The following is a 26543-nucleotide window of genomic DNA, read 5'->3' as shown; positions in this document are numbered from 1 at the left end:
AGCGGATTGTAACATCCGGAACTGCTGCTCAATGCGGCCATGACCGCGTTAATCGCGGAGAACCTCTGTGTTGTTGGCGGGGATCGTCAGCCGTTGGACCTTGTAGCCGTCGTCCATCCATATCGACCATTTCACGCCGTCCTCTTCCAGGTCGAAGCGCCGTAAATCGGTCTGGACACCCTTGATTGGAATCTTCTCGATGCCCACAAACTCGATACTCGCCATTACCGGCGTGCCGGTGTGTGGAATCAACCCTCCAAACTTCGTCTTTGGCAAATTGCATTGGGCCTCGTTGGCCTTGCAGGAACCGAAAACAAAGCGCCACGCCAGTAATTCGCGGTGGGTGAAGAAGAAGTCATCGAGGATGACGGTGGAAGGAGGCAGCATAAACGGCCGCTCGAAAGGCTTTGCCTTCTCGCTATTGAAAATCCGCTCGATAAGAAAGTTGTTCTCGGGCGCCACCGTATTCGAAGACCTCCCAGGGCTCAGTTCCTTCCACTCATAGCGCAGCAAATCGCCGTTGGCGGCCAGCGTCATGTCAGATTTCTGCTCGATTTTGTTGCCGCCCTGTTCGACCTGAAGATCGCAATGCGTCGCACTCCCGGTAACGGTCTGTTCGATCTGGAACGTCTCCGTGCCCACGCGCGTTCCGTTCACAAAAATGCCAAATTTCCCCGAGTCCACCACTTTGGCGGAAGGTTCTTTGTCCTTCCCACTGGCGAAAGCAGAAAATCCACACAGAGCGAGCACGGCGGTAAGGCGGATCGAGCGGGACAACAGATGCACAGGACCTCCAGAAATGACTTGCACTAACCTACCTCAGCTTGCGTCGCGATCAAAGAAACTATTCAGGTACCGCGGATTGTGAGTTCCTCTTCTCAAGCGTTGCCACAATCTCGCTCGATATTTCTTCGGGCGACCGGTTTCCGATTTCGACGGTCAACTCGGCAGAACGGTAGATGGGCTGGCGATCGGCATGAAGTTTTCGAAACTCCTCAATATCCTGTGCCAGTGGCCGGGTGCCTTGCTCGGCGCCGCATCTCTCCAAAAGAACCGCAAATTCGCCGCTCAGATAGATCGTTGTCGCTCCACGCTGGCAGAGCAGGTCACGGTTGCGCTCCTGGATGAACGTCCCTCCGCCAAGTGCGATTACCGTGGGGCCGCCCAGCATATTCAATATCCGCAGCAGCGCCTCATGTTCCACTTGGCGGAAGTGCGCTTCGCCTTGATTGCGAAAAACCTCAGCAATCGCTTGTCCCTGGGTACGTACGATCTCCGCGTCGAGATCAACAAACGCCCACCCCAGCCTTTCGGCGAGGCGTGCGCCAACCGTGCTTTTCCCGGAGCCCATGAATCCTGTCAGACAGATACACGACAGGCCGGGCGCGCTTGAGGTCGAAGGATTCACGTGGATGGAAAAATTCTAGCATCGGAGACAAGTACGTACTCCGAACTGAGTAGAAGAGAGAAGATTTCAGAGCTTGCTCGGATTACAGAGGAGGGAACGAAAGGGCACACAAATGGGAAGGGAAGTCGCGGCGTCGAGCAACGCCGCGACCGGAAATTTAGAAACCGCGCTTCGCCTGCTGCGGTTTGCCGAGCCCTTCAGTCTCGACAGAATGCTGGATGTTGTCCCACACGCGCGGGTTCGGATCTTCCATCGGCACCAGCAGCTTTGCCTGCTCGACGATGTACTTCAGATCGCGCACCAGGTCGGAGCAAATTGGACAGGTCTTCAGATGCTCCTGTTCCTGCTCATTGCCTCCGGTATCGATAATGTACGGTAGTACCTTTTGGAACTCCGCGCAGTTCATTGCGACCTCTCCCCGTTTCTTCCCCGCAGCCGTACCTTGTTCACTCATGGCTGGCTCTCACTTTCTCAACACCACACCCGATAACTCCGGGCGAAATCAATGTCTTGCTGCGGCCTTTTCGGCTCTATTCGTTCTCAGCAGGTCCCTCAGCTTCATTCTCGCCTTGTGGAGCTGCGATTTGCTATTGCCGATTGAGCATCCCATCATCTCGGCAATTTCATTGTGTTCATAGCCTTCAACGTCGTGCAGTACAAAAATGATCCGATACCCCGGAGGCAGACTCTCGATCGCCCGTCCCAGGTTCACGCGATCAATCGACCCCGCCAGCACATTGTCTCGTGCTCCGATGTCTTTTTTCGGTCCATCTTCCTGCTGGGGCTCCATACTTTCCTCGAGTGAAACCTCGGGAAGTCCTTTTTTTCTTAAATGCATTAGAACCACATTCACCGCCAGACGATGTAACCAAGTCGAAAAAGCCGACTCGCCGCGGAACGTGGCTATCTTTCGGAAGAGTTGCAGGAAGGCCTCCTGCGTAAGGTCTTCGGCCTCGGCAGTATTGCCGGTCATACGCAGGCAAAGCGAGTAAACCCGTCGTTTATGCAGGCCGTAAAGCGCCTCAAACGACTCAGGATCGCCGTTCTTTGCCCGTTCAATCGCCTCAGCTTCAGTAATGCCTGTCGAAAGGATCTTTTTTGCTGTCGTCAATGGTCAAGCCTTTGGTCTGCTGGTGGGGTTTGATGCCGGTTCAGCAGAGCTGGTTGTATCCACTTGGAGATAGGCCGCTTACAGCGCCATTCGCGCAGGAGCGGCGATTGTATTCCAGAATTCTGGGCCCGGAGCCACTTGGAAAGAGTGTAATTTTTGCAAAATGGTTGCTTGCGATGATTGCTGAGAGCTCGGCAAGCGGAGCCGAAAGCAGCTTCTCACCTTTGCCGCGCCCTAGTACCATCACCAGCGGATCCTTTCCCAATCATGATCATCTTCCACTACCCACGCGTACTCCTGGTTGTTAGCTTCCTCATTCTGGCTGGGGCTGCTGCCCTCGGCGATTTCTTTCGCACCAGGCTGAAGTCCATCAGCGACGACCAGCGTAGCGATCTCAGCCTTGTGCTTGGGGCATCGCTCACATTGCTCGGCCTGCTGATCGGCTTCAGTTTTTCGATGGCCATCAACCGCTACGATCAGCGCAAAAACTACGAAGAGGCCGAAGCCAACGCGATCGGCACCGAGTACCTGCGTGCTGACCTCCTGCCGCCGCAGGCCGCCGCCCAAGTGAAAGACTTGCTGCGCCTTTACCTCGACCAGCGGATCCTCTTCTACTCGACCCGCGATTACGTGATGAGCGATGCGCCGGGTGTCGAGGAGATCGAGCGCAAGACCGCCAAGCTGCAAGGTCAGCTATGGGAGGCCGTACGGCCCGCCGCTGCCGCGCAACCGAGTCCTCTCACCGCCCTCGCCGTCGCCGGCATGAATGATGTTCTGAACTCGCAGGGATACACCCAGGCCGCGTGGTGGAACCGCATCCCGGTAGAAGCGTGGCTCCTCATGCTGACGATTGCGATTGGGTGCAGCGTATTGATCGCCTTCAGCGCCCATCGCAGAGACTGGCGAATTTACCTGATCGTCCCCGCAGCCGTGTCTTTTTCATTCCTGCTGATTGCCGACATCGATAGCCCGCGTCGTGGCTTCATTCACATCAGCGCACAGAACCTGGAGAGCGTGCGTCAGTCTTTGACTGGACAGTAGCGGCGAGGTTATCCCTTCGCGGTGATCGTCTCCAGCCCGTGTCCGTGCGGCCCTGTCTCGCGCTGGCGCAGCAGGAAAGCACAGAACATTGCCAGGAATCCCACTATTGAGAACGTCCACATGCCGAGACGATAACCATTAGGATTGGCAGCACTGGCACCAGCGTGGTCGTTTTCCCATCCGATTAGCAGATTGAATCCGAACAATCCGATGTTCTGGATCATCGTCATCACACCATAAGCGGTGCCGAGTTTCGACTCGTCGACGATGTAGGCGACCGAGGGCCACATGACCGCGGGGATGAGTGAGAAAGCAATACCCATCATCGCCATTGGCACGTATAAGCTCACATGGACGTAGGCCATGATGAGATATACCGGGATCAGCAGCAGCGAACCGAACATCATGAACAGAGCTCGCTTGCCGATCTTATCGACCATGAGTCCGAACAGCGGAGTGGCAATCATGGCGAAGAGCGTCAGCATGCTGGACAGGAAGCCGCCGAACTCGCGAGTGGTGCCGTGCGCGTCCATGAAGTACTTCACCGCGAAGGTCTGGAAGGGAAAGATCCCGGAGTAGAAGAGGATGCAGAGCCCGACGATGTACCAGTACGAAAGACCGAAATTGAAGATGTCTTTCCAGACAATCTTGTCCGGCTTGCTCGCGGAAGACAGGGCGTAATGGCTGTCAGCATAGTTCTCCATCAGCCAATACACGATAGCTCCGACTACACACAGGCTGCAGACTGAGGTCGCAATAAGGAATGGGGGGCGCCAGTCTTCATATGCAGAGCGGGCCCAAGTCGGGGAGTTTAGGGCCGCGAACGTGCCGAGACGGCAAATGGTGAGGTTCACGCCGAAGGCGAAGCTCAGCTCCTTACCTCGAAACCACTTTGCCAGGAGCGTCGTGACCGCGACGTTGAGCGATTCTGCTCCCATTCCAAACACCAGGCGTCCGAAGGCCATTACGATGAAACGAGAATTGCCGAGCGCTACTCGTAGGGAGTTCTCAACATCGGCGCCGAAAATCCCGAATGGCTTCGAAACCGCAACCGCGACGGTCGGAGCTGCGGATTGCAGCCAATGCGGAGGGTTCACTACCGTTATCACCGTGCCCACAAAGCACAGCACTCCAAACAAGAAAGTCGACTTCTTCACTCCGAGTCGGTCGATTAACAATCCACCTAGCACGACCGTGAAGATATTCGGGAAGCTGTAAATCCCTTGAAGCAGGCCGATGTAGGAGTCGGTAAAGCCGAGCTGCTTACTCAGCAGGTCCGCCACCGGACTCAGCGCGTCATAGGCGTAGTAGCTCCCAAACATCGCCAAACTGACGAATATCAGGACGATCCATCGATAAGACTTGCTTGGTTGGGGACGCTCGACGACGGCTACGGACTCGCTCATTTAGGCCAGGCCTCTGGGGTGAAGCAAGAAGATATCAGATAGACGAAAAAACACCCAGTACGCCGGGATCGGATAACGTTTTTAGCGGCCTCGCGTCAGACCAAATGAGGACAGCGAGCCTCTCCTTGTTCCTCTCCATGCTGATGTAGGAAAAGCCCCGCACAACCAGCGGGGTTTTTTGTTAGGGCTCTGCGTCAATGACTTTGTGGAGCAACTCCATCAGCGTCTTCTCGTCGCGCTCCGCGATCACCGTATGCTGCATCTGCGCTGCGTCTCGTTCCATTGCACCCTCTTTCGCGAGCAGCACAATCGGCACACCAGGACGAATCTCCCGCATCGCATGCATCGTCTGTTGCCGCACGCCCGGCTCCAGCGAATCGCAGATGATCACCATCGTCACCGGCTCTAGGGCGATGATCCGTAGAGCAACATGTGGATCCATGGAAGCGATCACCGCGTGGCCGTGCGCTTTCAGCAGCAGGACGCCACGGCTGAAGGTACGAGGTTCGCAATCGAGATAGAGGACCAGGTGGCGCGTCGGCACAACGGACCTTAGCTTTCAAGATAGGTTGATGCCAGCTTAAGGGGCCCAAAAGCGAGGATCACCTGGCTGACAGGCAGCAAACCGAACCTCTCCTACGCCGTCCGCGCCGAGAGGTGAGTGTCTTCCGAGTCCTGTGGATGAGGAAGCTCGTAGAGTCGCACCCGAAATCCAGGCTCGGAATCCAAGGCAGGTGCGGACTGTTGCAGCGAGAAAGTCACCTCAGTGACGCAGCCTGCGCATCGCGGAAATTCTTCCCCGGCGAGCAGCGTCACTTCGTGCGACTGCCGATGACCGGCATGTTGCACTCGGTAGATTCCTGACTGTGGGATCTTCTGGCCCACTGTGAAGGTCGCCCCGCTGCGATCTTCCAAAACGAACGTCCTTTGCTTACGTTGGACTTTCACAGACTCACTACTTCGCGTGAAGATACATCAACACAATGGGCGTTAGATGCTGGGCAACAAATATTTGTGGCTCAACAATTGCCCTTGCATGTTCGTTTTAGCGGAAGTAGGAACCAAAGTGCTACTCATGAGCAGCGTGTAAAAAGGTGGATCGTTTCGCCGGTCTCTAGCGCAACACGTCGTACTCGGTCGTCACCAGTCCGCTCTTGAACGTTTTCGTCTTCACGTGGCGAAGCTTGATGTCGCCTGGTACCGGCCCGAAGAGCGGAATACCTTCACCAATCAGAACGGGTACTCGCGTGACCGTCATTCGGTCCACCAGTCCCACGGCAAGAAATCTCTGGATGGTGATGCCGCCGTCGAGATAGACGTGCTTCACCCGCAGCGCTTTCAACTTGCTTAAGATGTGGGCCGGTTCTCCCGACATCTGCTGAAGCTTCGCATTCTTCGGAGCCTCCGAAAAATCCAGCTTTCCCGAACTCAGCACCACAACGCGCTTCTTCCCGTAGTACCACTTGGGAAAATACTTGACCACGACTTGGTAAGTGTTGCGTCCGATGACCACGGTGTCGATCGACTTGTAGAACTCTTCGAACCCATGCGGCTCGGGCTCTTCCGGTAAGAAGTCGAACGTATGGCTTTTCCGGGCGATGAACCCGTCCACACTCACGCCGCAGAAAACAGAGATCTTCATACTCAGTGCGAATGCGGCGTCATTCCCAGCCATTCACAAGTATCGCTGCCGAAATCGACTTCGATTACGACCGCAGGCTCATTGCCTACCACCCAGCCATCATGTCCGGGCTCGATCGAGAGCACCTGTGGCGCACGATATTCCTGCACGCAGCCATCTGCAAACTCCATATGAATCTCGCCCTGTGCCAGGAACCCGACATGAGCGTGCATACAAAAGTCGGTGCCGACCTGAGGCTTCATGTTCTTCGACCACCGGAAGCCCACCGGGTAAATCTCGCGCTTGATCCGGCAATTACCCACTGGCACCACATCCACAGCGACGCCGCCCACTTCACGATGCTCTGCGCCTTTGATCGGCGCCAACAAACTCTCCGACATCGAATTCTCCTTTGCGCATGAGGCGTTCGCCGCCGCCTTCGCAGCTTCGGGACGCACCCACGCATCATAGCCGCCAACTTCATGCAGCAGGTGTAAAAATCACATTGCCTGGATAAATGGAGACTTTTTCTCTTCAGGAAGTGGAGCTACTGTTGCCGGCAGATTGGCTCTTCTGCTTGTGCTCTCGCAGATTCGAATAGGCCCAGCGCCGCAACTCTTCAGGATCGGCGAATACGATGTTCTTGTCGCGCTGCGGTCGATGCACCGGCATTCCCATCGCCTCCCAGCGTTGCACCGTCCGCACGCCCTTGTTGAAGAACCTCGCGATGTCCTTCCAACAGCTAAGCATCGGTTTTCCGTCCGTGCTTCGGCGCGATTCAATCGCTCGCGTCAGAACGGCCTTCAATGCTTCCGTCTCAATCGGGTAGGTCAGGAATGCGTCCCCTCCGACCTCGCGTGCAGTTGCAAAGGTCGCTTCTGAGGCATGGGTCGCGGAATGAAAGACGATCGCCGGTTGTTGGATCTTGCCGTCGCTGCGAATCGCCGAGCAAATTTCAAATCCGTTCATCTCCGGCAGGTTCACATCCAACAAGACGGCATCGTATCGTTTGCTACGCAGTTCGCAGAGTGCATCCTGTCCCGTGTGAACTGCCTTTACTTGGAAGCCGATGTTGCTGAGAGTTTTTTCCAGCGCGTACGAGTGAATCCGGTTGTCGTCAACCGCTAGCACGTGCATCGAGTTCGGCATTGCCACCCCAGGGACCAACTTTTCAGCCTAGCATTTACCATTCGATCTAGTGGAACGTCAATTTCCGCCACGCATCCGCTTTGGAACGTTAAAAAGGCGAAGCCGCGTGGCCTCGCCTCTCACTGTTCCGTCGTATCTTCGCAAATTTCGCGAAACCGAAACTTATCGCGGATTGTCGTTTGCCGGCATCTGCTGTTGTGCCGGTTCTTGGCCATTCGCCGGAGCCTGCGCTGCCGGTGTCGTGGCCTGTTGGGTGTTCTGTTGTCCCTGGTCGGCATTGGATGCGGTCGCGTTCGTCTGACCTTCGCTCATCGGATTGGTTTCCGAGGGGTTGTTGGCCATCTGCGTTTCGTCGGTGGATCCGGCTGCATCCGGCATGTTCGCAATTCCGCTCGATGGTTCAAAGCCAGTATTACGCGCCACGATGGGCTGCCCATCGCCATGTGTCGCCGAGATGATCCCGTTTCCACCGTTCGACGTCTGCTGGTTCATGCGGTCGACGTCTTCATTGGAGTAGGTCTTGTGCGCCTGCACCTGGTATTTCTTCGATTGCCGTGCGATATCCGCCAGGCTTGGACCTGCAATGCCCACGTTGAACGCCGATCCCGTTGCTGCCGCCGCCACATCGAAATCAGCTGCCGCTTCGGCTTCTGCAACCGTCGAGACACCTTCGCCTTGTGGCATGTTGTTGTTCGCAGGTCCCGTCACAACCGTTGCCGGTTGCTCGGTCACTAGCGTCTGCGGCATCGTCACCGTCGCAGGAGAAAATCCGTTGCTCAACGTCATCGTCGGCGTCGTCACCAACGGACGCGCCGAAGGCACCATCTGCTGCGGAGCATTCGTAACAACGGTGCCAGGAAGGTTTTGCTGCGCGAGCGCAGCGGTGGTCAAGGCGAGAGCGAGGAGCCCAAGACGGAACATAGGTTCTACTCCGGACCGAACCTGATGGTCCGGTCGTTTTTCCTGTTCCGTTTGATTAGTCTTTAGTAAACAGAGATGCCCACTGGCTCTTAAGTATTAAGTTAACCAGAGTAGCTGTTTTCCATACTCCGACTTGGCTCTACGATCCCACGAACCGCGCATACAAACTTCGAGCCACGCCAATATCCGTCGTCCCCTTAATGATCGCCCGTCCGTCCGGGAACAGGGTCATCTCGAAAGGTTCGTGGAAAAACCGCAGCGCGAATTCGTTGTGGCGTACCTGGCCATGCGGCCGCAGTCGTGTCTCCATCATCGCGAAGTCGATCGGCCTCTGCCGCTCATGGATCTGCACCGAATTGCGTCCGCACAAGGAAATATGCGGACGCCCCTCCCCGGACAGGTGGCTAAAGTCGCGCTTCCCGCAGCACCGGCAGCCAGGTTTCGGTCCGCCGGTCCGAATCTCCGACCGTTCATTGGTCCAGACATCGGTTGAGACCAGCGTCCGTCGCATCTTCTCCCGGGCGCCGACAAAATATTTCAACGCTTCCGTCGCTGAGAGCGATGCCACTTCGTTCACAGCGGTGTTCAAGATTCCTGAGGTATCGCACGTCTCGACCACACCGCGCGGCGAATCGGGGAAAACGCATGCCAGGCAAGCCGTTTCGCCGGGCAGGATATTCATTGCCACGCCGTAGCTGCCTACGGCCGCGGAGTAGATCCACGGCACGGCGTTCTTAACGGCGTAGTCGTTAATCAGATAGCGCGTCTCGAAGTTGTCGGTTCCGTCGAGGATCAATTGCACGTTCGCGAGTAGATCGTCGGCGTTGTCGGGAGTCAGGTCATCCACATGAGGTTCAACCGTGATCTCGCTGTTAAACGCATGGATTTTTCGCGCTGCCGCGATGGCCTTCGGAAGCGCCTCGGCGGCATCGTTCTCGTCGAACAGACCCTGTCTTTGCAGATTGCTCGGCTCTACGTAATCGCGATCCACGATTCGCAAATAGCCCACGCCGGCGCGCGCCAAAAGGGAGGCCAGCGCCGAACCGGTTGCTCCGCAACCGACGATTACTGCCCGTCCCGCGGCCAGCCTCTGCTGCCCTTCAGCCCCAATGCCGTGGAACAGAATTTGCCGGGAGTACCGTTCTTGGAACTGCACATAGACCTCGATTCGCGAACCGACCGTTTATTATAGGTGCCGGAATCTCAGTAAGAGCTAAAGTGCTGGTGCGATTGCGTTTCTGGTGCAGACACGGAAGCTGGCGACGAGGTGCGTTTGCGTGGCTACTGGCCATCGCGCTGGCTTGCGCCTGTTCTGCCCGCCTTGTCGCCCAGGACATCCCTGCTTCCACCAACGGGCCAGCCGCAAAACGTATCGCTGAAATCCGGTTCCGGGGCGCGAGCCTAGCCAGCACCGACCCTCTTACCGAGTACCTGACCGTGAAGGTGGGCGATCCCTTTACCCGCGCCGCGGCGAGCGCAAGTATTAAGGCGCTTTTCGCTACCGGCCTCTTCTCCGACATCTCCGCTGAAACCGATCCCGCTCCCAACGGCGACGTCGTTCTCACCTTCGCCTTGCAATACCGCTATTTCATTGGTGATGTGAACCTCAATGGCCGCCCGAAAGGTGCGCCAAGCCTGCGCCAGCTCCTCAACGCCACTAAGCTCGAACTCGGACACGCCCTCACCGACACCGGGATTAAGCAGGCCATCACGCAAATGACCGGCGTCATGGAAGACAACGGCTACTACGAGTCGAGTTTCACTTACACGCTGAAGAAGCATGAAGACAGCCGGCAGGCGGAAGTATTTTTCCATCTCGCTCCCGGCCCGCTCGCGCGTGTCGGCAAAATCGAGGTCCACGGCGAGTCGGGATTCACACAGGAGGAAGTCGAGTCCATCACCAAGATCAAGCCCGGCGCCAAGGTCAAGGCGTCCGACGCCACCCGCGCCCTCGAGCGCCTCCGCAAGAAGTATCAGAAGCGCGACCTCCTCGAAGCCCAGGTCACGCTCGCGCGACAGTCCTACAACCACGACAGCGACACCGTGGATTTCATCTTCACGGTGCAACGCGGGCCGGTGGTGAAGATTGACGTTGAAGGCGCGAAACTCAGCCGCGGTAAGATCAAGCGCTATGTTCCTGTGTACGAAGAGAACGCAGCCGACGACGATCTCCTGAACGAAGGAACCCGCAACCTCCGCGACTACTATCAGTCCGAGGGTTATTTCGACGTCAAGGTCAACTACTCGCGAAACCGCACCCTCGATAACCAGAAACTCGACATCGTTTACAACGTTGACGCTGGTGAACGCCACAGCCTCCAGTCAGTGGACGTCCAAGGCAACAAGTACTTCCCGAAAGATACGATCCGGGAGCGCCTTAGCGTTCAGACCGCGACCATGCTGCTGACGCACGGCAAGTTCAGCCAGGCCATGCTGGCGCGCGATGTTGCCGCCATCACCGCCCTCTATAAGACCAACGGTTTTCAAGATGTATCCGTAAAAGCCGACGTCGAGGACAACTATCGCGGTAAAAGTGGTGACCTTCGCATCGTCTTCCGTATCGACGAAGGCGAACAGTCGCGCGTCCACACTCTCACCGTAATCGGCAATCTCGCGATTCCAACCGCCGAGTTCCAGCCGCAGCTCTCACTCGACGAAGGCCAGCCTTATTCCGAGTACGCCGTCGCAGCCGATCGCGACGCGATCATCAGTTACTACTTCAATCGCGGCTTTCCCAACATGGACATGAAGATCACCACGCTCCCTTACAGCGGCGATCCTCACTCCATGGACCTGACTTATGAAATTCACGAGGGCACCCGCGTCTTCGTAGACCGCGTTTATGTTTACGGCTTGCACTACACGCGTCCCGGAGTTGTTGCCAAGCGCATGCACGTGCATGACGGCGACCCCCTCAGCCAGCTGGATATGCTCGATACCCAACGTCGCCTCTACGACCTGGGAATCTTCAGCGAAGCCAACGTCGCCATCCAGGACCCCGACGGTACCGCCCAGCGCAGGAACGTAATCTTCCAGCTCGACGAGGCGCGCCGCTGGACATTCAACTACGGCGTCGGCTTCGAGTTCGCCACCGGCAGCAGCCAGGGATCGTCCAACACCCCGAACGGCACCACCGGATGGAGTCCACGTTTCTCGTTCGAACTGACGCGTCTCAACGTCTTTGGACGCGACCATACCTTCGTCATCAAAGCTCGCTACGGAAAACTCGAACAGCGCGGGCTCGTCAGCTACACCGCGCCGCGCCTATTCGCAAAGGAAAACTGGCGCCTCTCTCTGACTGGTTTCTATGACAAATCCGCCGACGTACTGACCTTCACCTCGGAGCGCGCCGAAGGCTCCATCCAGGCCGAGCAGGTCATCAGTAAGACATGGACGATGCTTTACCGATACAGCTATCGTCGCGTCAACGTAGATCCCACCACGCTGCAAATCGATCCCGCACTCATTCCCCTGTATTCGCAACCGACGCGCATCGGCATGCCGGGAGTCACCGTCATCTACGATCGGCGCGACGACCCAATCGACGCCCACAAAGGCATGTACACCACCGCCGATATCGGTATTGCTTCCACCAGGCTCGGTTCTGAAGAGGACTTCAGTCGCATCCTCGTACAGAACTCCAGCTACTACCAGTTCGGTGCGAAACACTGGGTCTTCGCGCGGTCCTTGCGTATTGGTCTCGAGTCGCCATACCAGAATTCCACTCTCGTCCCGCTGCCGGAACGCTTCTACGCAGGTGGCGGCAACTCTCTCCGCGGGTACTCCATTAACCAGGCCGGCCCGCGCGATCAGTTCACCGGATATCCCATCGGAGGCAACGCGCTTTTCGTGAACAGCCTTGAGTTGCGCATGCCACCACCAACCTTGCCCTTCGTAGACGACAACCTCAGCTTTGTCTTCTTTCACGATATGGGCAACGTCTTCGACACCGTCTCCCACATGTGGACTGGCCTCGGGCGGTTGCATCAGCCAACCATTGCGGCCTGCTCGCAGAAGCCTGCCGACGGCTCAAACCCGCCGCCCTGCGACTACGGTTATCTTGCGCAAGCGGTCGGACTCGGGATTCGCTACCATACGCCGGTTGGGCCCGTCCGATTCGACATCGGCTACGCCATCAATCCGACGCGCTACCCGATCCTGAACGACAACTCGACATCGTCCACCACGCGGGTCAACGTCTTCTTTAGCATCGGTCAAACCTTCTGATGAATCGACTGGTTCACAAACTCGGATTGGCACTTGTCCTCGCACTCGCGGTCCCAAGCTCCCGTGCAGGCGAGGTGATCGACCGCCTTGTGGCCTCCGTGGATTCCACTCCGATTCTTCAGAGCGATTGGGACGAGGCCGTTGCCTTCGAAGCGCTTCAACAGGGACGCCTCATCTCCAGCTTTACCGAAAATGATCGTCGCGAGGTTCTTCAGCACCTTGTTGATCAGCGACTCATTCAAGCCCAAATCGGTGACTCGCAAATCGCCGCCGCCGAAGAGCGCGAAATCACCAAGTCGCTCGATGATCTGCGTAAACTCTATCCGCAAGCGACCACCGACGAAGCCTGGCGAAGCCTCTTGCAGACCTACGGCCTGGATCAGGAAACCGTCCGCCGCAAGACGACCGCGCAATTGGAAGCACTCCGCTTCATCAATCTGCGCCTGCGTCCCGAGAGCCGTATCGCGCGCGCCGACGTCGAGAGCTACTACAAGAACAATTACGTTCCGGAAGTTCAAAAGCGTGGCGAGAAGCCCGAAGAGCTCACCGTCGTCTCCCCGAAGATTGAAGAGATCCTGCGCCAGCAGCGCATGGCAACCCTGCTGACCAACTGGCTGCAGGAATTGCACAACCACGCCGACATCCGCTGGATCGTCCCTTCGGCCGCACCCGCAGCACAGGCTGCCAATAGGGAAGTGCAATGACCGACGCGAAACCGACGACCCGCAAACGTCGCAAGATCCGCCAGGCGGTCTACGGCTCGCTCGTCCTGCTTACGTTCGTCTGCACCGGTTGGTACCTCACCAGCGACAGCTTCCGCGAACTCATTCGTCACCGCATCATCAATCAACTGGAAGATGCCACCGGTGGCAAAGTCGAAATTGGCCGCATCCAGTGGAACCTTGCTCGTCTGCGCATCGGAATCGACAGCCTCACCATCCACGGCCTCGAGCCCGCTGGTCAGGCGCCGCTGCTGCAGGTCCGCCGCATTGACGCCAATATTCGCATCGTCTCGTTCCTCCAGCGCCAAATCAGTCTTAAGAACCTGAACGTCTCGAATCCATCCGTAAATCTCCTCGTTTATCCCGACGGCAGCACCAACCAACCCACGCCGCGCACTCGCAAGGCCGGGATTCCGACCGGCCCCATGGATCCACTCTTTGACATCGCCGTTCGCAACCTCGTAGTCACCAACGGCCTGCTGAAGGTCAACGAGCGCAGAACGCCGTTTGACCTCGCCGCGAGCGATCTCACAATCCGGCTCGGCTACCAAAGCAATCCGGAGTTCTACAACGGCCGCATCGAGCTCGGAAAATTCGACGCCCAATACGACGACTTGCGCCCGTTCTCTCTCGGTGCAGTTTTCGATTTCCGCCTCTACCGTAACTCGATCGAGATGCGCGCCGCTCACATTATCTCGGAGCGCTCCGAACTCGCGTTCGATGGCAAGCTCACGAACTTCGCAGAGCCACGCGTCGAGGGAAACTACACCGCAAAGATCGACCTGCGCCAGATCGCGGCCATCACTCGTGTCAAAGGCGTGCAATCTGGCTCCGTGGAATTGCGCGGCAAAGGCGCGTTCGACGCCCAGAGGTTCCTCTCCAACGGCAACGTGACGCTGCTCGATGTCGGCTGGAGCAATCCTTCTGTCCACGTGATCTCGGTTTCCGGTTCTTCGAATTACTACGTAGACCGCGACAAACTCGCCTTCGACCAGGTAGCCCTCAACGCGCTGGGTGGAAGTGTCGGCGGTGCTTTCACCGTGCTGCACTGGAACGCCCCTCCTCGCGAACACGTTGAATCGCCTTCCAGTCGTGCCAAAGGCGCGCATGCTATTGAGGCCGTCGAGCAAAATGCCGACGGCAAGTTCGAGTTGCACAACCTTCAACTCGAACGCATCGCAGCCATGTTCCACAGCACCTCTTTGCCACTTTCTTCGCTGCACGCCGTCGGCTCCGCTTCCGGAAAAGCCGAGTTCGCTTGGCAGGGAAGACCAATCGCTGCCGAACTCAAGCTCGCCCTCGACGCCGTTCCTCCTGCCACCGCTGATCCCCATCAGATGCCTCTTGGAGCGCACTTCCAGGGCACCTACGCGGTCCGCGACAACTCCGTGCGCATCTCGCAAGCCGACCTGCAATCTCGCGGCACGCACCTCAATGCCACCGGCTTTGCCAGTCCCCGAAACTTCGATCTCGCTGTCGGTCTCACCACCACCAACATGAATGAACTCGAGCCCCTCCTCATGAAGCTTGGCAACGAAATGCCGTTGCAGGTCGCTGGCGAGGGTTCGTTCCAGGGGACGATCGAAGGCAATCCGTCACTGCCCAATATCAACGGCCATCTCCGCCTTACTGATTTCGAAACCGTTATCAAGCCGCCAACTGCTGCCACCCACGAACCCGAGTTAGTGAAGGCGCTGCACAAAAAAGGGAAGCCGGAGATCAAGCAGGGAACTACGCCCGCGCCTCTTCCGCAAACCAAGCCCGTCCGCTTCCATTGGGATTCTTTTGACGGATACGTCGCATACGGGCCGAGCGGTGCGTCCGTTCGTGGCGGAGTATTGCGCAGCGGCAGTGCGCGTTTTGAAGTCGCAGCCAGCACCACGCTCCAGAACGGCGCCTTCACGGATACGTCCGTCTTTCACGGCAACGCCCGGATTCGCGACGCCCGCGTCGAAGATGCGCAGGCTCTCCTTGGCTTCAACTATCCCGTCACGGGCACGCTCAACCTCGAGATCCAGATGGAAGGCACCCGCCTCGATCCGCGCGGCACCGGCGTGCTCACGATCATTGACGGCACCGCCTACGGTCAGCCGATGCAGTCGCTCTCCACCGATCTCACATTCAGCGGACGCGAGGCCAGGTTCTCAAACATTCAAGCGACTTCCGACTCCGCCAAGGCCGAGGGCTCCGGCTTGATCAACGTCTCAACCGAGGCCTTCCAGTTCGATCTCCGTGGAACCGGCATAGACCTTCTACGGTTCCCGGAGGTGCAAACGTCGAAGGTAAAACTCACCGGCATCGCCGAGTTCAACGCCAAGGGCAGTGGCACGCTGTCGGAGCCTCACATCGAAGGCCACGTGCGCGTCGGCAATGTCTCGCTAGGCGGCAAGAAAGAAGGCGAACTCCTCATTGACGCCACTACCCACGGCGAGACTCTCGACGTCACCACCAATTCCCACTTCGTCACCGCAACCGTCGAAGGGAAGGGCAGTATTCGCATGCGCGGCGATTTGCCAAGCGACATCACCGTCGCATTCGGCAATGTTGATCTCCAACCTTTCCTCCAGGGCATTGCTCGCGGTCATTCGTCGATCGATGGCACGCTTCACGTGACCGGACCCTTGCGTCACCCGGTCGACCTGGAAGCTCGGCTCGAAATTCCGAAGTACGAGTCCGTCGTCGAAGGCAAGACGCTGCGCAACGTCGGCCCGCTGGTTGCGACGTACAAGGGCGGCATCGCCAAGCTCGAAGCCTTCCGCATCACCGGCGAGAACACCGACCTTACTTCTACAGGCACCGTGCAACTTACCGGCACCCAGCCCATCAAGGTCCGCGCCGACGGCAAGGTCAACCTCACCTTCCTCCAGAGTTTCAATCCCGATCTCGTCGCTTACGGAAACACCAACATCGCTGTCCGCGTCGGCGGCAACATCAAAGATCCTTCCATCCGCGGACGCATCACCATCGAGCACGCCGGAGTATCGTACGTCGATCTTCCGAACGGTCTTAGCGATCTCAACGGTAGCCTGGTGTTCAACGAAGATCGTCTCCAGGTCGAGAGCCTCACCGCACACACCGGCGGCGGCGACCTCGCCATCAGCGGATTTATCGGGTACGGCCGCATCATCAGCTTTAATCTTGCTGCCACCGGCAAAGACGTCCGCATCCGCTATCCGGAAGGCGTCAGCTCCAACGGCGACGCCGACCTTCGCCTCGTTGGCACAGTCAAGAACGCTATGCTCTCCGGCGACGTCGTCATCAACAAGTTCGGACTGAATCCACGCTTCGATTTCGCGAGCTATTTCGCAACTTCCAAGAATCTTCCCGCGACACCCAAACCCGATTCGCCACTTAACAACTTGCACTTCGATGTTCGCGTGATCTCCACTCCCGAGTTGCAAGTGCAGACCTCGCTGGCGCGTATCACCGGGAACGTGGATCTTCGTCTTCGTGGCACCGCCTTGCGCCCTGTCCTTCTCGGACGCATCAGCATCGTCGAAGGCAACGTTACCTTCAACGGCACCAAATATCGCTTGGATCGCGGCGACATCCTCTTCGCGAATCCGACGAAGATCGATCCCGTTCTCGATCTCGAGGCCTCAGCGCGCGTCAGCGACTACGACATTTCCATCGGCCTGCACGGCACCACCGAGAAACTCAACACCAGTTATCGTTCCGACCCACCGCTGCCCACCGCGGATGTCTTCGCCCTCCTCGCCTTCGGACACACCACCCAGCCCTATATGGCTCCGGGCAGTTCGCAGTTCACGGAAACCGCATCCAGCGCGGTTCTTGGCTCGGCCCTGAATGCTGCCATTAGCAGTCGCGTGCAGAAGCTCTTCGGCGCCAGTCGCATCAAGATTGATCCCGAAGTCGGCGGAGCAGAGAACAACCCTAACGCGCGCATCACCGTCGAACAGCAAGTCTCAGGAAATATCACTCTGACGTACATCACCAACCTCACCCAATCAGCCCAGCAGGTGATCCAATTCGAGTACAACGTGAACCGGAATGTTTCGATCGTAGGCGTGCGCGACGAGTACGGTGTCGTAGGATTTGAAGTGCAGGTGCGGCAGCGCAAACGTTAACTCGCTGCGTTACCTTTGACAGACATGGCAGCTAGTCCCGATCTCACCGGCTTCGCGCTCGATCGTGCCCGCATGATCGATACCCAACTCCGCCAGCGCGGCATTCGCGACGAGCGGGTGCTCAACGCCATGGCCACCATTCCGCGCGAAGAATTTGTCGTCGCGCGATATCATCCCGATGCCTACGCCGACCATCCGCTGCCCATTCCGCTCGGGCAAACGATATCGCAGCCCTACATCGTCGCCCGCATGCTCGAAGCCGCCCAGATCGCTCCCGCCGATAAGGTTCTCGAAGTCGGCACCGGTACCGGATACCAGGCCGCATTGCTGGGCGCGCTCGCTGCACAGGTCTTCACCATCGAGCGCCATGCCGAGTTGGCCGCCCTGGCGCGCATCCACCTCGAACATCTTGGCTACACCAACATCAGCGTCATCACCGGCGATGGCAGCGAAGGCCTCGCCGACCAGGCTCCCTTCGACGTTATCCTCGTCGCCGCCGCCGTTCCCGATTTTCCGCCCGCACTCTTCCACCAACTCGCAGAAGGCGGACGAATGGTGATCCCCGTCGGCTCACCGGAGTTGCAAGCGCTATACGTGGTCCGCAAACAAGCAGGCCGCCTGCAGCGCACGAAACTCGACGACTGCCGTTTCGTCCCTCTCATCGGCAACCAGGGCTATAGCCCCGCCCGCTAAAATGAAAAAAGGGCGCTGCACGCGCCCTGTCTTTTGCGATGAACCGCGACCTACTTGTGGTTCGCCGTTACTGCTGCCTCTTTAATCTCGCCGTACGCTTCGTCCAGCAACTGTTTCGCCTTCGCCGCGTGGCCGCCCATATCAAATTCATTTGCCTGCTGCGCAGCGCTCAACTTCTGCCGCGCCATCTCGACGTGGTTCTGTGCGGCCGCAAGGTTCGGATGCCGGTTTGCGCTGACCTTCTGCCCAACGGCCGTCCCCGCCAGGAACAGAGCGATTCCTACAACGCCAATCTGAAGATTCTTCTTCATTGTTTCTCCATGTTTTTGCGATGTGTGCGGCACGAATAGGCCGCCGATGTTCCGGGGAAGCATACCCGTCCGCCTGTACACTGCAATGGGAGGAAAGTGCCAGTAACAAAAAATTAAGGGCGGAAGTATCCGCCCTTACGTTCTGGGAGAGGCACAGCGTTAAAACGCGTACTTGTCGGCTTCCAGCACCTTCTGTGCCGCGTGCTGCTGCAACGCAATCACGTTGACCGGCTCATGTTTCACCAATCGCCGCAGGATCATCAACTGTGTCCGCAGCATGTCGCCTTCGGCCACCGCAGCCATCACCTTCTTTGCCGAAGCCTCCACCCGCCCGATCGCTCCGGCGATATAGATTTGCGTCAGCGCCGTCGCCACCTCCGCCTCTTTCTCGCCTTTGCTTTCGATCAGTTTCTGCGTCCGCAGGACCGCCGATTCCATCGCGAACGCTTCAATGATGATGTCCGCAATCGCGCCCATCACTTCCTGCTGATTGACCAGGTCCTGCATGTACTTCTGCGACGCCGCGCCCGCCACCAGCAACCCGACCTTCTTAGCGTTGCCCACGATCGTCCGCTCCGCCGCCAGCGCGCCTTCGATCTCGTCGGTCGATGGCCCCGCCATCACTTCGTCCATCACCTTCTTGATCGCCGGCAGCAGCGGCAGTTGTCCGCTGATGGCGCGCTTCATCAGGAAGCCCGTGATGATCATCCGGTTGATTTCATTCGTGCCTTCGAAGATGCGGTTCACGCGTGAATCGCGATAAGCCCGCTCTGCCGGATACTCCTCGACGAACCCATACCCGCCGTAGACCTGCACCGTCTCGTCCACGGCCATGTCGAGCATCTCCGACGCCCAGACCTTGATGATCGAGCACTCAACCGCATACTCCTCGATCGCCTTGCGCGTCTCCTTGGATTCCTCCGCGCCGCCCTTTTCCACTTCACCGAGCGCCACATCCATCATGCCCACCGTGCGATACACCATTGCCTCACCGGTGTAGATGCCCGCCACAATCTGGGCCAGCTTCTCGCGAATCAACCCGAAGTCGGCGATCACTTTCCCAAACGCCTTGCGCTGTTTCGCGTACGCAATCGTATGGCTCAGGATATTGCGCGCTCCGCCCACGCACGCCGCACCCAACTTGAAGCGCCCAATGTTCAGGATGTTGAACGCGATGATGTGACCCTTGCCGATCTCGCCCAGCAAGTTCTCCACCGGCACCTGGCAATCGTTGAGAATAAGCGGCGCGGTCGACGAACCTCGGATCCCGAGCTTCTTCTCTTCCGCGCCCACCGAGAAGCCCGGGAAGGTCTTCTCGACGATAAACGCCGTGAACTTCTCGCCATCCACCTTCGCAAACACAATGTACAAATCCGCGAAGTTCGCGTTGGTGATCCACATCTTCTCGCCGTTCAGCACGTAATGCTTGCCATCGGCCGCCAGCACCGCCTTCGTCCGCGGATTCATCGCGTCCGAACCGCTCGTGCTCTCGCTCAGTGCATAAGCACCAATCAGCTCACCGCTCGCCAGGCGCGGCAGATACTTTTTCTTTTGGTCTTCTGTGCCGAAGTACACGATCGGCAGTGTGCCGATACCGCTATGTGCGCCGTAGCTCACCGAGAAGCTGCCGGATTTCGCAATGTGATCGGCAATCAGCGCAGACGACACCTTGTCCATCTCCGACCCGCCGTACTCCGCCGGAACATCAGCGTTGGTCAGCCCCGCCTCGCTGGCCTTCTTCAGCAGTTCGCGCGTCACGTCCCACTCTTTGTGCTCGATCCGCTCAATCATCGGCACGATTTCATTGTTGGCGAAATCTTCCGCCAACTTCGCCACCATCTGCTGATCTTCGTTGAAATCCTCAGGCGTAAAGACGTTGTCGAGCTTGTGCTCCTCAAGCAAAAAGCTCCCGCCGACTGTACGCTGCTTCGAAACCGATGCGGTTGTTGCCATCTCTACGTCCTCCAAATTCAAACCCAAATTCGTTTAACACGAAGGTCACGAAGGAAACGAAGGTCTTAAAGTCTTAACCCCAAAAAACCTTCGTGTACTTCGTGCCCTTCGTGTTTAAAGATTTTCAAAAATCCCCGCAGCACCCATACCTCCGCCGACGCACATCGTCACAATCCCGTACTTCCCATTGCGCCGCTTCAATTCACGAATGATCGTCGCCGTCAGCTTAGCTCCCGTGCATCCCAGCGGATGCCCCAACGCCACCGCGCCGCCATTTGGATTGACCTTATTGATATCAATCCCCGCTTCCTTGATCACCGACAACGCCTGCGCCGCGAACGCCTCGTTCAACTCGAACACATCAATGTCCTCGAGCTTCAGCCCGGCGATCTTCAGCGCCTTCGGAATCGCGAACACCGGCCCCAGTCCCATCTCTTCCGGCTTGTAACCCGCGGTTGCGAACGCCACAAACCTCGCGAGCGGCTTGATCCCCAATTTCTTCGCGTGCTCCGCCGACATCACCACCGCAGCCGCCGCCCCGTCCGACATCTGCGACGAATTGCCCGCCGTCACCGTGCCCTTCACGTGGAACGCCGGCTTCAATCCCGCCAGAGCTTCCAACGTCGTGTCGGCCCTCGGCCCTTCGTCCACCTTGAACAATATCTCCTGCTTCTTCGGCTTCGATCCGTTCGGCGTCACGAACGTCACCGGCACCGGAACGATCTCATCCTCGAAGCGCCCAGCCTCGATCGCGGCAATGGCTTTCTTGTGGCTGTTGTACGAGAACTCGTCCGCCATCTCGCGCGTGATCCCGTGGCGCACCGCCAGCCGCTCCGCCGTCAAGCCCATCGACAGATACGAATCCGGATACGTCTCCACCAGGTACGGATTGGCCGTGAACTTATGTCCGCCCATCGGCACCATCGTCATGCTCTCGGTACCGCCTGCGACGATCACTTCCGCTCCGCCACCGCGAATCCGCTCCGCCGCCAGCGCAATCGCCTGCAGTCCCGACGCGCAGAAACGATTAATCGTCATCGCCGAGCACTCGACCGGCAATCCCGCGCGCAGGGAAGCGATGCGCGCCACGTTCATGCCCTGTTCCGCCTCCGGCATGGCGCAGCCCAGGATCACGTCTTCAATCTCGCGCACGTCGAGTTGCGGTACCCGCTCCAGAGCGCCCTTGATCGCCACCGCGCCCAGATCATCCGGCCGCGTTGCCCGCAGCGTCCCTTTGTAAGCCTTGCCGACCGGCGTCCGGACGGCCGATACAATCACTACTTCGCGCATAAATTAGTTCCTCAACGGCTTGCCCGTCTTCAACGTGAACTGAATTCTTTCCTGCGTCTTCTTCTCGCCGCAGAGTGACTTAAATCCTTCGCGCTCCAAATCCAGCAGATACTGCTCGCTCACCAGCGATCCCGGCGTAACGTTGCCGCCGCACAGGACATCGGCGACCTTGTTGCCAATCTTCACTTCGTGGTCGGTAATGAACTCGCCCTGCCGCATGATGTGCACGCCAAGCTTCAGAGTCGCCAGCACGCTCTCACCCGGCACCGCAACATCTGTCCGCGGAACCGGAGGCTTGTATCCTTCGCGCACCATCTCGATTGCCTTGGCCTTAGCCTCAAAAAGAATGCGCTCGCGGTTCATAATGATGTTGTCGTCGCGATGGATGAATCCCAATCCCTTCGCCTCCACAGCCGACGTCGAAACCTTCGCCATCGCGATCGTCTCAAACGCCTTCTTGAATGCCTCCATCATCTCCACCGACTCGCCGCGTCCATCCGGACGAATCCGCGTCGCCGCATCCACCGCGCGCAGCGTCATCTCCTTACATCCGCCGCCGCCCGGCAACAACCCGACGCCCACTTCCACCAGCCCGCAATACAACTCCGCATGAGGCTGGCGCGCCGGAGCGTGCAGCACAATCTCGCACCCGCCGCCCAGCGTCATTCCGAATGGCGCCACCACTACCGGTTTCTGCGAGAACTTGATCGCCGCGGTCATGTTCTGGAACTGGCGGATCATCATGTCCACCTCGTCCCACTCCTGCTCCTGCACCGCCATGAGCAGCATCATGATGTTCGCGCCCACCGAGAAGTTCCCGGCATCGTTGGTAATGACGAACGCGTCGAAGTGATCGCCCGGTCCGCCCGGCTTCAAAGTCGAGCTCACCATCTGGATGATGTCGCCACCCAGCGAATTCATCTTCGAGTGGAACTCAATGCAGCCCACGCCGTTGCCGAGATCGACCAGCGACGCCCCAGCATTCTTCTTAACAACTTTGTGCTGTTTCTTCGCGACCTCGACCGACCACACGCCGTTCGCGACCGGTACATCTTTATATTCACCGCTCGCGATATCGAAGTAGCAGCGCCCCGAACGCGCTTTGGGTGAATCGTCATACCAGCGCGTCTTGCCCGCAGCGAACAGCTTCTCCACATTCGCTGGAACCGGCTTGCCCTCGGCCTTCATGCGCCCAACCGTCGCCTCCACTCCGGCGGCGTCCCACAACTCAAACGGCCCCATCTCCCAGTTGAAGCCCATGCGCATCGCCGCATCAATCTCCACAATCGTGTCGCTGATCTCCGGGATCCGATTCGCTGCATACGTCCATAACTCGGTCAGGGTCGTCCACAGGAACTGCCCCGCCTTGTCGCCCTTCTGCGGCCCATTGCCATCGAGCCCGAGCAGCGCCTTCACCCGCTCCGGCGTAGTTTCGATCGTCTTCGCCACTTCCAAGGCAGGGAATTTCGGCTTGGAGCGCGGGTGATACTCCAGCGTCTTCCAATCGAGCGCCATCCGCTCTTCACCCTGCGGCCCCTTCTGCTTCTTATAGAAGCCGCCCTTCGTCTTATCGCCGAGCCACTTCCGCTCCAGCATCTGCTTGTAGAAGTCTGGAATTTGCAGATCGCTCCGCTCGTCGGTCACGTTCTGCTTCATGTTGCCCACGACGTGCCCAAGAATGTCGAGCCCCACCAAGTCGATCGTCCGGAACGTCGCCGACTTCGGCCAGCCCACCGCCGATCCCGTGAGCGCGTCCACGTCCTCAATCGAGAGGTCCATCTCCTGCATCACGCGGATCACGTTCAGCACCGAGAACGTTCCAATCCGGTTGCCGATGAAATTCGGTGTGTCCTTCGCGTGCACGATCCCTTTGCCCAGCTGCACATCGCCAAGATGCGCAACCGCTTCCATCGCCTTGGGGTCTGTGTCGGGAGTAGGAATCAGCTCGAGCAGTCGCATGTAGCGTGGCGGATTGAAGAAGTGCGTGCCAAACCAGTTGCGACGAAAGTCTTCGCTGAAGCCCTCGCTGATCTTGCTGACCGGCAGTCCGCTGGTATTCGTCGTGATCAACGATCCCGGCTTCCGCACCGCTTCTACCTTCTTCAGCAGTGCGCGCTTCAGCTCAAGGTTCTCCACCACGGCTTCAATAATCCAGTCGCACTCGCCCAGTTTCTTGAGATCGTCTTCAAAGTTTCCGACGGTGACGAGCTTTGCCAGATCCGGATGGAAGAACGCCGCCGGCTTCGACTTCTTCGCCGCGTCGAGTCCTGCCGCGGCAATCTTATTGCGCGCTGGCCCGTCTGCATCCGGCGGAACGATATCGAATAAGTAAGAGGGAATTCCTGCGTTAGCGAAGTGAGCAGCAATGCGGGCACCCATGGTCCCCGCGCCTAGAACCGCAACCTTCTCGATGCGCTTCAACATAAGAGTTCAGATCACCCTATATCGACGACGATCTATATGTTTGGTACACCCCACGCGCCAGCTGCTCTGATTGAGATGTTCAAAAGCTGCCTGCGCGACGCAAATCTCCCCACCATCTTTTACCGCTCAGTTTTCGATCAAGTGAATCAACACGCTCGAATCAAACTGCCAGGGAACAAACAAACGGCGCACGCCGATAGATGTGGGGTTGAGGATGGCACGGCGTGCGCCTTATTCAATTGAGCTAACGATAGTGAATGAATACTCATTCAGTCAATGAAAATCGCGAATAACTACCGAAATTTCCATTCCCAAATTGGTGTGCTGTCATCCTGAGCGGAGAACGCGAAGCGTTCGCAGTCGAAGAACCCCTGTCAATCACCCCGACTGTCTAAGCCTAGTCCGCCCCCACCCGCATCGACCGCGCCAGCTCCGGATGCGCCTTCACGTACTCCACCGCTTCCATCGCCATCTGCCGCTCGCCCTTATAACTCAGCAGCTTCGGGGCATCTTCTAAAGGAGTCCAGAAACATTGCTGCACCTCGTGCTGCATCTCCGGCGCAATGTTCCCCAGCTTCCCGCTCAGGTAGCGGAACAGATAAAAGCTGACGACTTTGAACACCCGAGCCTTGTCGCCCCAGGAGCGCACATAGAAGTATTTAATGTCGGCGAGCTTAGTAATGATCTCGGCCTTCAAGCCGGTCTCCTCCCAAACTTCGCGGGTCGCCGTCTGCCGGGGCTTCTCGCCCGGATCCACCGTGCCCTTAGGCAGCGCCAGCACGTGGGGTTTCCGCACCTTGCCATCATTTTTGGGGGTAGCCTTCGGTCGTTCAATATGCGGCTCAATGGTGGCAATATGCCACTGTCCGCGGATCATGCGGAGTACCACGCCACCAGCCGAAAATTCACGCACCATATTTGTGATCAAGAGCGGATTGGAAGCCACATCATCTCAGGTCGAAGCCCTGCTCGCAACTTACGAAACTATGGGTGCCCCATCCTTGTCGCGCATCCCGCGATAGGGTGGGGATTTTGACCAAAGCAGCGCTCCCGTCCCACTCTGCATCGTAATTGGTGCGCGTCTTTATCGCCGATCGCGGGTTTGTTATCGAGCAGAGGCGCGTATGTGGACGGTGCGCGTGGCGCATATCTCGAAGATCGTTCGCTCGGTCAAAGCTTTTACCCGCGAACTCAACCGGCAAGAAACCATCCTCGACATACCTTTACCCGCTCCCCCACCTCCCCCGAAAATCGGTATCGCCCTCGGCGGCGGATTCGCCCGCGGACTCGCCCATATCGGCGTTCTGCGCGTCCTTCAGGAAGAGGGAATCCCCATCGACTTCGTCGCCGGCACCAGCGTCGGCTCCATCGTCGGCGCCTCTTTCTGCTCCGGTATATCGGCCCGCGAGATGCAGGAGATCGCCGCCATCGTGCGCTTCAAAGACTTCGCGCGCTGGTCGCTGAACAAGCTCGGCTTCTGCACCAGCGACCGCATGGATCGTTTCCTCTGCAAGATCGTGAAATGCAAAACTTTCGAGGAACTCAACATCCCGCTCGCGGTTGTCGCTACCGATCTCACCACCGGCGAAGGTGTCGTCTTCCGCAGCGGTCCCATCGTAGAAGCCGTGCGCGCCAGCTGCGCCTACCCCGGCATGTTCCAGCCCGTTCGCGTTAACGGCCGCCTCCTCGTAGACGGCATGCTCGCTCACGCCGTCCCAACTACACCGCTCCGCGACATGGGCGCCGACCGCGTCCTCGCCGTCTATCTCAGCGCGCACTGGGTCAATCTCAAGGGCCCCCGGCATGTCTTCGACGTCATCGGCCAATGTTTCTCCATCGCACAAGCCAAAATGTCGGGCATCTGGAAGCGCGACGCCGACCTCGTTATCGAGCCCAACGTGGACGGCTTCGCCTACGACGGATTCGATCGTGCCACCGATCTCATTCGCGCCGGCGAGAACTCCATCCGCGAAGTTGTTCCGACAATTCATCAATGGATGAAGGTCGCCGAAATCCCGCTCGGAAGTGCCACTCGCGTCGTTTCTGAAAAGTCGGTAAAACCTGCAATCAGTGCCGAGCCCTCCGGCCTGTCTGCGTAGAATTTCATCGTCCTAACGCTCGGCCCCCTCGGTTACTTCCGGCACTCTGCATCTAACCCGAAATCGTGTACGCTGTCTG

At 58.2% G+C, this 26543-nt stretch carries 23 protein-coding genes; 6 read left to right on the top strand and 17 right to left on the bottom strand.

Going from position 1 to position 26543, the window contains the following annotated elements; genetic code table 11:
* Window positions 1–48 precede the first annotated feature (48 nt).
* The 4 genes from ACID345_RS12835 to ACID345_RS12820 form a co-directional block, all read right to left on the bottom strand.
* Complete coding sequence (locus ACID345_RS12835; protein ID WP_041855683.1) at window positions 49–786, bottom strand: hypothetical protein; 738 nt, start codon at window positions 784–786, stop codon at window positions 49–51.
* Window positions 787–844: 58 nt separating this feature from the next.
* Window positions 845–1351 carry a shikimate kinase gene (locus ACID345_RS12830; protein ID WP_011523290.1) on the bottom strand — a complete coding sequence of 169 codons (507 nt, stop codon included), beginning with the start codon at window positions 1349–1351 and terminating at the stop codon, window positions 845–847.
* A 214-nt stretch (window positions 1352–1565) separates the two neighbouring features.
* Window positions 1566–1862, bottom strand: coding sequence for a hypothetical protein (locus ACID345_RS12825; RefSeq protein ID WP_148210104.1), 297 nt, complete (start codon window positions 1860–1862; stop codon window positions 1566–1568).
* Between the two features lie 48 nt (window positions 1863–1910).
* Window positions 1911–2519, bottom strand: a complete 609-nt coding sequence (locus ACID345_RS12820) for an RNA polymerase sigma factor (protein WP_011523288.1) — start codon at window positions 2517–2519, stop codon at window positions 1911–1913.
* 267 nt (window positions 2520–2786) lie between these two features.
* On the opposite strand from ACID345_RS12820, the gene ACID345_RS12810 reads away from it, so the two are divergent.
* Window positions 2787–3560 (top strand): hypothetical protein, encoded by a 774-nt coding sequence (locus tag ACID345_RS12810; protein ID WP_011523287.1) that lies wholly within the window; start codon window positions 2787–2789, stop codon window positions 3558–3560.
* A gap of 8 nt (window positions 3561–3568) precedes the next feature.
* Here ACID345_RS12810 and ACID345_RS12805 read toward each other — a convergent pair whose 3' ends face one another.
* From ACID345_RS12805 to ACID345_RS12770, 8 genes are all read right to left on the bottom strand, one after another.
* Complete coding sequence (locus ACID345_RS12805; protein WP_011523286.1) at window positions 3569–4966, bottom strand: MFS transporter; 1398 nt, start codon at window positions 4964–4966, stop codon at window positions 3569–3571.
* A gap of 181 nt (window positions 4967–5147) precedes the next feature.
* Entirely contained in the window at window positions 5148–5510 is a 363-nt protein-coding gene (locus ACID345_RS12800) for a hypothetical protein (protein ID WP_011523285.1), read from the bottom strand.
* Window positions 5511–5602: 92 nt separating this feature from the next.
* Window positions 5603–5914, bottom strand: a complete 312-nt coding sequence (locus tag ACID345_RS12795) for a hypothetical protein (RefSeq protein ID WP_011523284.1) — start codon at window positions 5912–5914, stop codon at window positions 5603–5605.
* A gap of 166 nt (window positions 5915–6080) precedes the next feature.
* Entirely contained in the window at window positions 6081–6608 is a 528-nt protein-coding gene (locus tag ACID345_RS12790; protein WP_011523283.1) for a dihydrofolate reductase family protein, read from the bottom strand.
* Between the two features lie 2 nt (window positions 6609–6610).
* Complete coding sequence (locus ACID345_RS12785) at window positions 6611–6988, bottom strand: hypothetical protein (RefSeq protein WP_011523282.1); 378 nt, start codon at window positions 6986–6988, stop codon at window positions 6611–6613.
* A 133-nt stretch (window positions 6989–7121) separates the two neighbouring features.
* Window positions 7122–7736, bottom strand: coding sequence for a response regulator (locus ACID345_RS12780; RefSeq protein ID WP_011523281.1), 615 nt, complete (start codon window positions 7734–7736; stop codon window positions 7122–7124).
* Between the two features lie 162 nt (window positions 7737–7898).
* On the bottom strand, window positions 7899–8657 hold the full coding sequence (locus ACID345_RS12775) for a hypothetical protein (protein ID WP_011523280.1): 759 nt from the start codon (window positions 8655–8657) through the stop codon (window positions 7899–7901).
* Window positions 8658–8796: 139 nt separating this feature from the next.
* Window positions 8797–9813 carry a ThiF family adenylyltransferase gene (locus tag ACID345_RS12770; RefSeq protein WP_011523279.1) on the bottom strand — a complete coding sequence of 339 codons (1017 nt, stop codon included), beginning with the start codon at window positions 9811–9813 and terminating at the stop codon, window positions 8797–8799.
* Window positions 9814–9881: 68 nt separating this feature from the next.
* Between ACID345_RS12770 and bamA the strand changes: the two genes are divergently transcribed.
* The 4 genes from bamA to ACID345_RS12750 are packed head-to-tail and all read left to right on the top strand — an operon-like array spanning window position 9882 to window position 18387.
* Window positions 9882–12884 (top strand): outer membrane protein assembly factor BamA, encoded by a 3003-nt coding sequence (gene bamA, locus ACID345_RS12765; RefSeq protein ID WP_187148822.1) that lies wholly within the window; start codon window positions 9882–9884, stop codon window positions 12882–12884.
* Window positions 12884–13588 (top strand): SurA N-terminal domain-containing protein, encoded by a 705-nt coding sequence (locus tag ACID345_RS12760; RefSeq protein WP_011523277.1) that lies wholly within the window; start codon window positions 12884–12886, stop codon window positions 13586–13588. Before bamA ends, ACID345_RS12760 begins: the two co-directional genes overlap by 1 nt.
* Window positions 13585–17694, top strand: coding sequence for a translocation/assembly module TamB domain-containing protein (locus ACID345_RS12755; protein WP_011523276.1), 4110 nt, complete (start codon window positions 13585–13587; stop codon window positions 17692–17694). The genes ACID345_RS12760 and ACID345_RS12755 overlap by 4 nt, the downstream gene beginning before the upstream one ends.
* 24 nt (window positions 17695–17718) lie before the next feature.
* On the top strand, window positions 17719–18387 hold the full coding sequence (locus ACID345_RS12750) for a protein-L-isoaspartate(D-aspartate) O-methyltransferase (protein ID WP_011523275.1): 669 nt from the start codon (window positions 17719–17721) through the stop codon (window positions 18385–18387).
* Between the two features lie 50 nt (window positions 18388–18437).
* Here the strand turns inward: ACID345_RS12750 and ACID345_RS12745 are convergent, their stop codons facing one another.
* The 5 genes from ACID345_RS12745 to ACID345_RS12725 form a co-directional block, all read right to left on the bottom strand.
* A complete protein-coding gene (locus ACID345_RS12745; RefSeq protein ID WP_011523274.1) occupies window positions 18438–18698 on the bottom strand; it encodes a hypothetical protein in 261 nt (86 codons plus the stop codon).
* Between the two features lie 159 nt (window positions 18699–18857).
* Window positions 18858–20651, bottom strand: a complete 1794-nt coding sequence (locus ACID345_RS12740; RefSeq protein ID WP_011523273.1) for an acyl-CoA dehydrogenase family protein — start codon at window positions 20649–20651, stop codon at window positions 18858–18860.
* A gap of 114 nt (window positions 20652–20765) precedes the next feature.
* Window positions 20766–21941 carry a thiolase family protein gene (locus tag ACID345_RS12735; protein ID WP_011523272.1) on the bottom strand — a complete coding sequence of 392 codons (1176 nt, stop codon included), beginning with the start codon at window positions 21939–21941 and terminating at the stop codon, window positions 20766–20768.
* A gap of 3 nt (window positions 21942–21944) precedes the next feature.
* The gene (locus ACID345_RS12730; RefSeq protein ID WP_011523271.1) at window positions 21945–24365 is read right to left on the bottom strand and encodes a 3-hydroxyacyl-CoA dehydrogenase/enoyl-CoA hydratase family protein; all 2421 of its coding nucleotides are present in this window, start codon (window positions 24363–24365) and stop codon (window positions 21945–21947) included.
* A gap of 397 nt (window positions 24366–24762) precedes the next feature.
* Window positions 24763–25281 carry an NUDIX hydrolase gene (locus tag ACID345_RS12725; RefSeq protein ID WP_011523270.1) on the bottom strand — a complete coding sequence of 173 codons (519 nt, stop codon included), beginning with the start codon at window positions 25279–25281 and terminating at the stop codon, window positions 24763–24765.
* 208 nt (window positions 25282–25489) lie between these two features.
* Here ACID345_RS12725 and ACID345_RS12720 point away from each other — a divergent pair, with 208 nt between their 5' ends.
* Window positions 25490–26464: a patatin-like phospholipase family protein gene (locus ACID345_RS12720; RefSeq protein ID WP_011523269.1), complete on the top strand. Its 975-nt coding sequence runs from the start codon at window positions 25490–25492 to the stop codon at window positions 26462–26464.
* The last annotated feature ends 79 nt before the right edge of the window (window positions 26465–26543 follow it).

The sequence above is a fragment of the Candidatus Koribacter versatilis Ellin345 genome, from assembly GCF_000014005.1.
Lineage (GTDB): Bacteria > Acidobacteriota > Terriglobia > Terriglobales > Acidobacteriaceae > Korobacter > Korobacter versatilis_A.
Note: the sequence above shows the minus strand (reverse complement) of the source record. Positions and strands in the feature narration are given on the sequence as shown.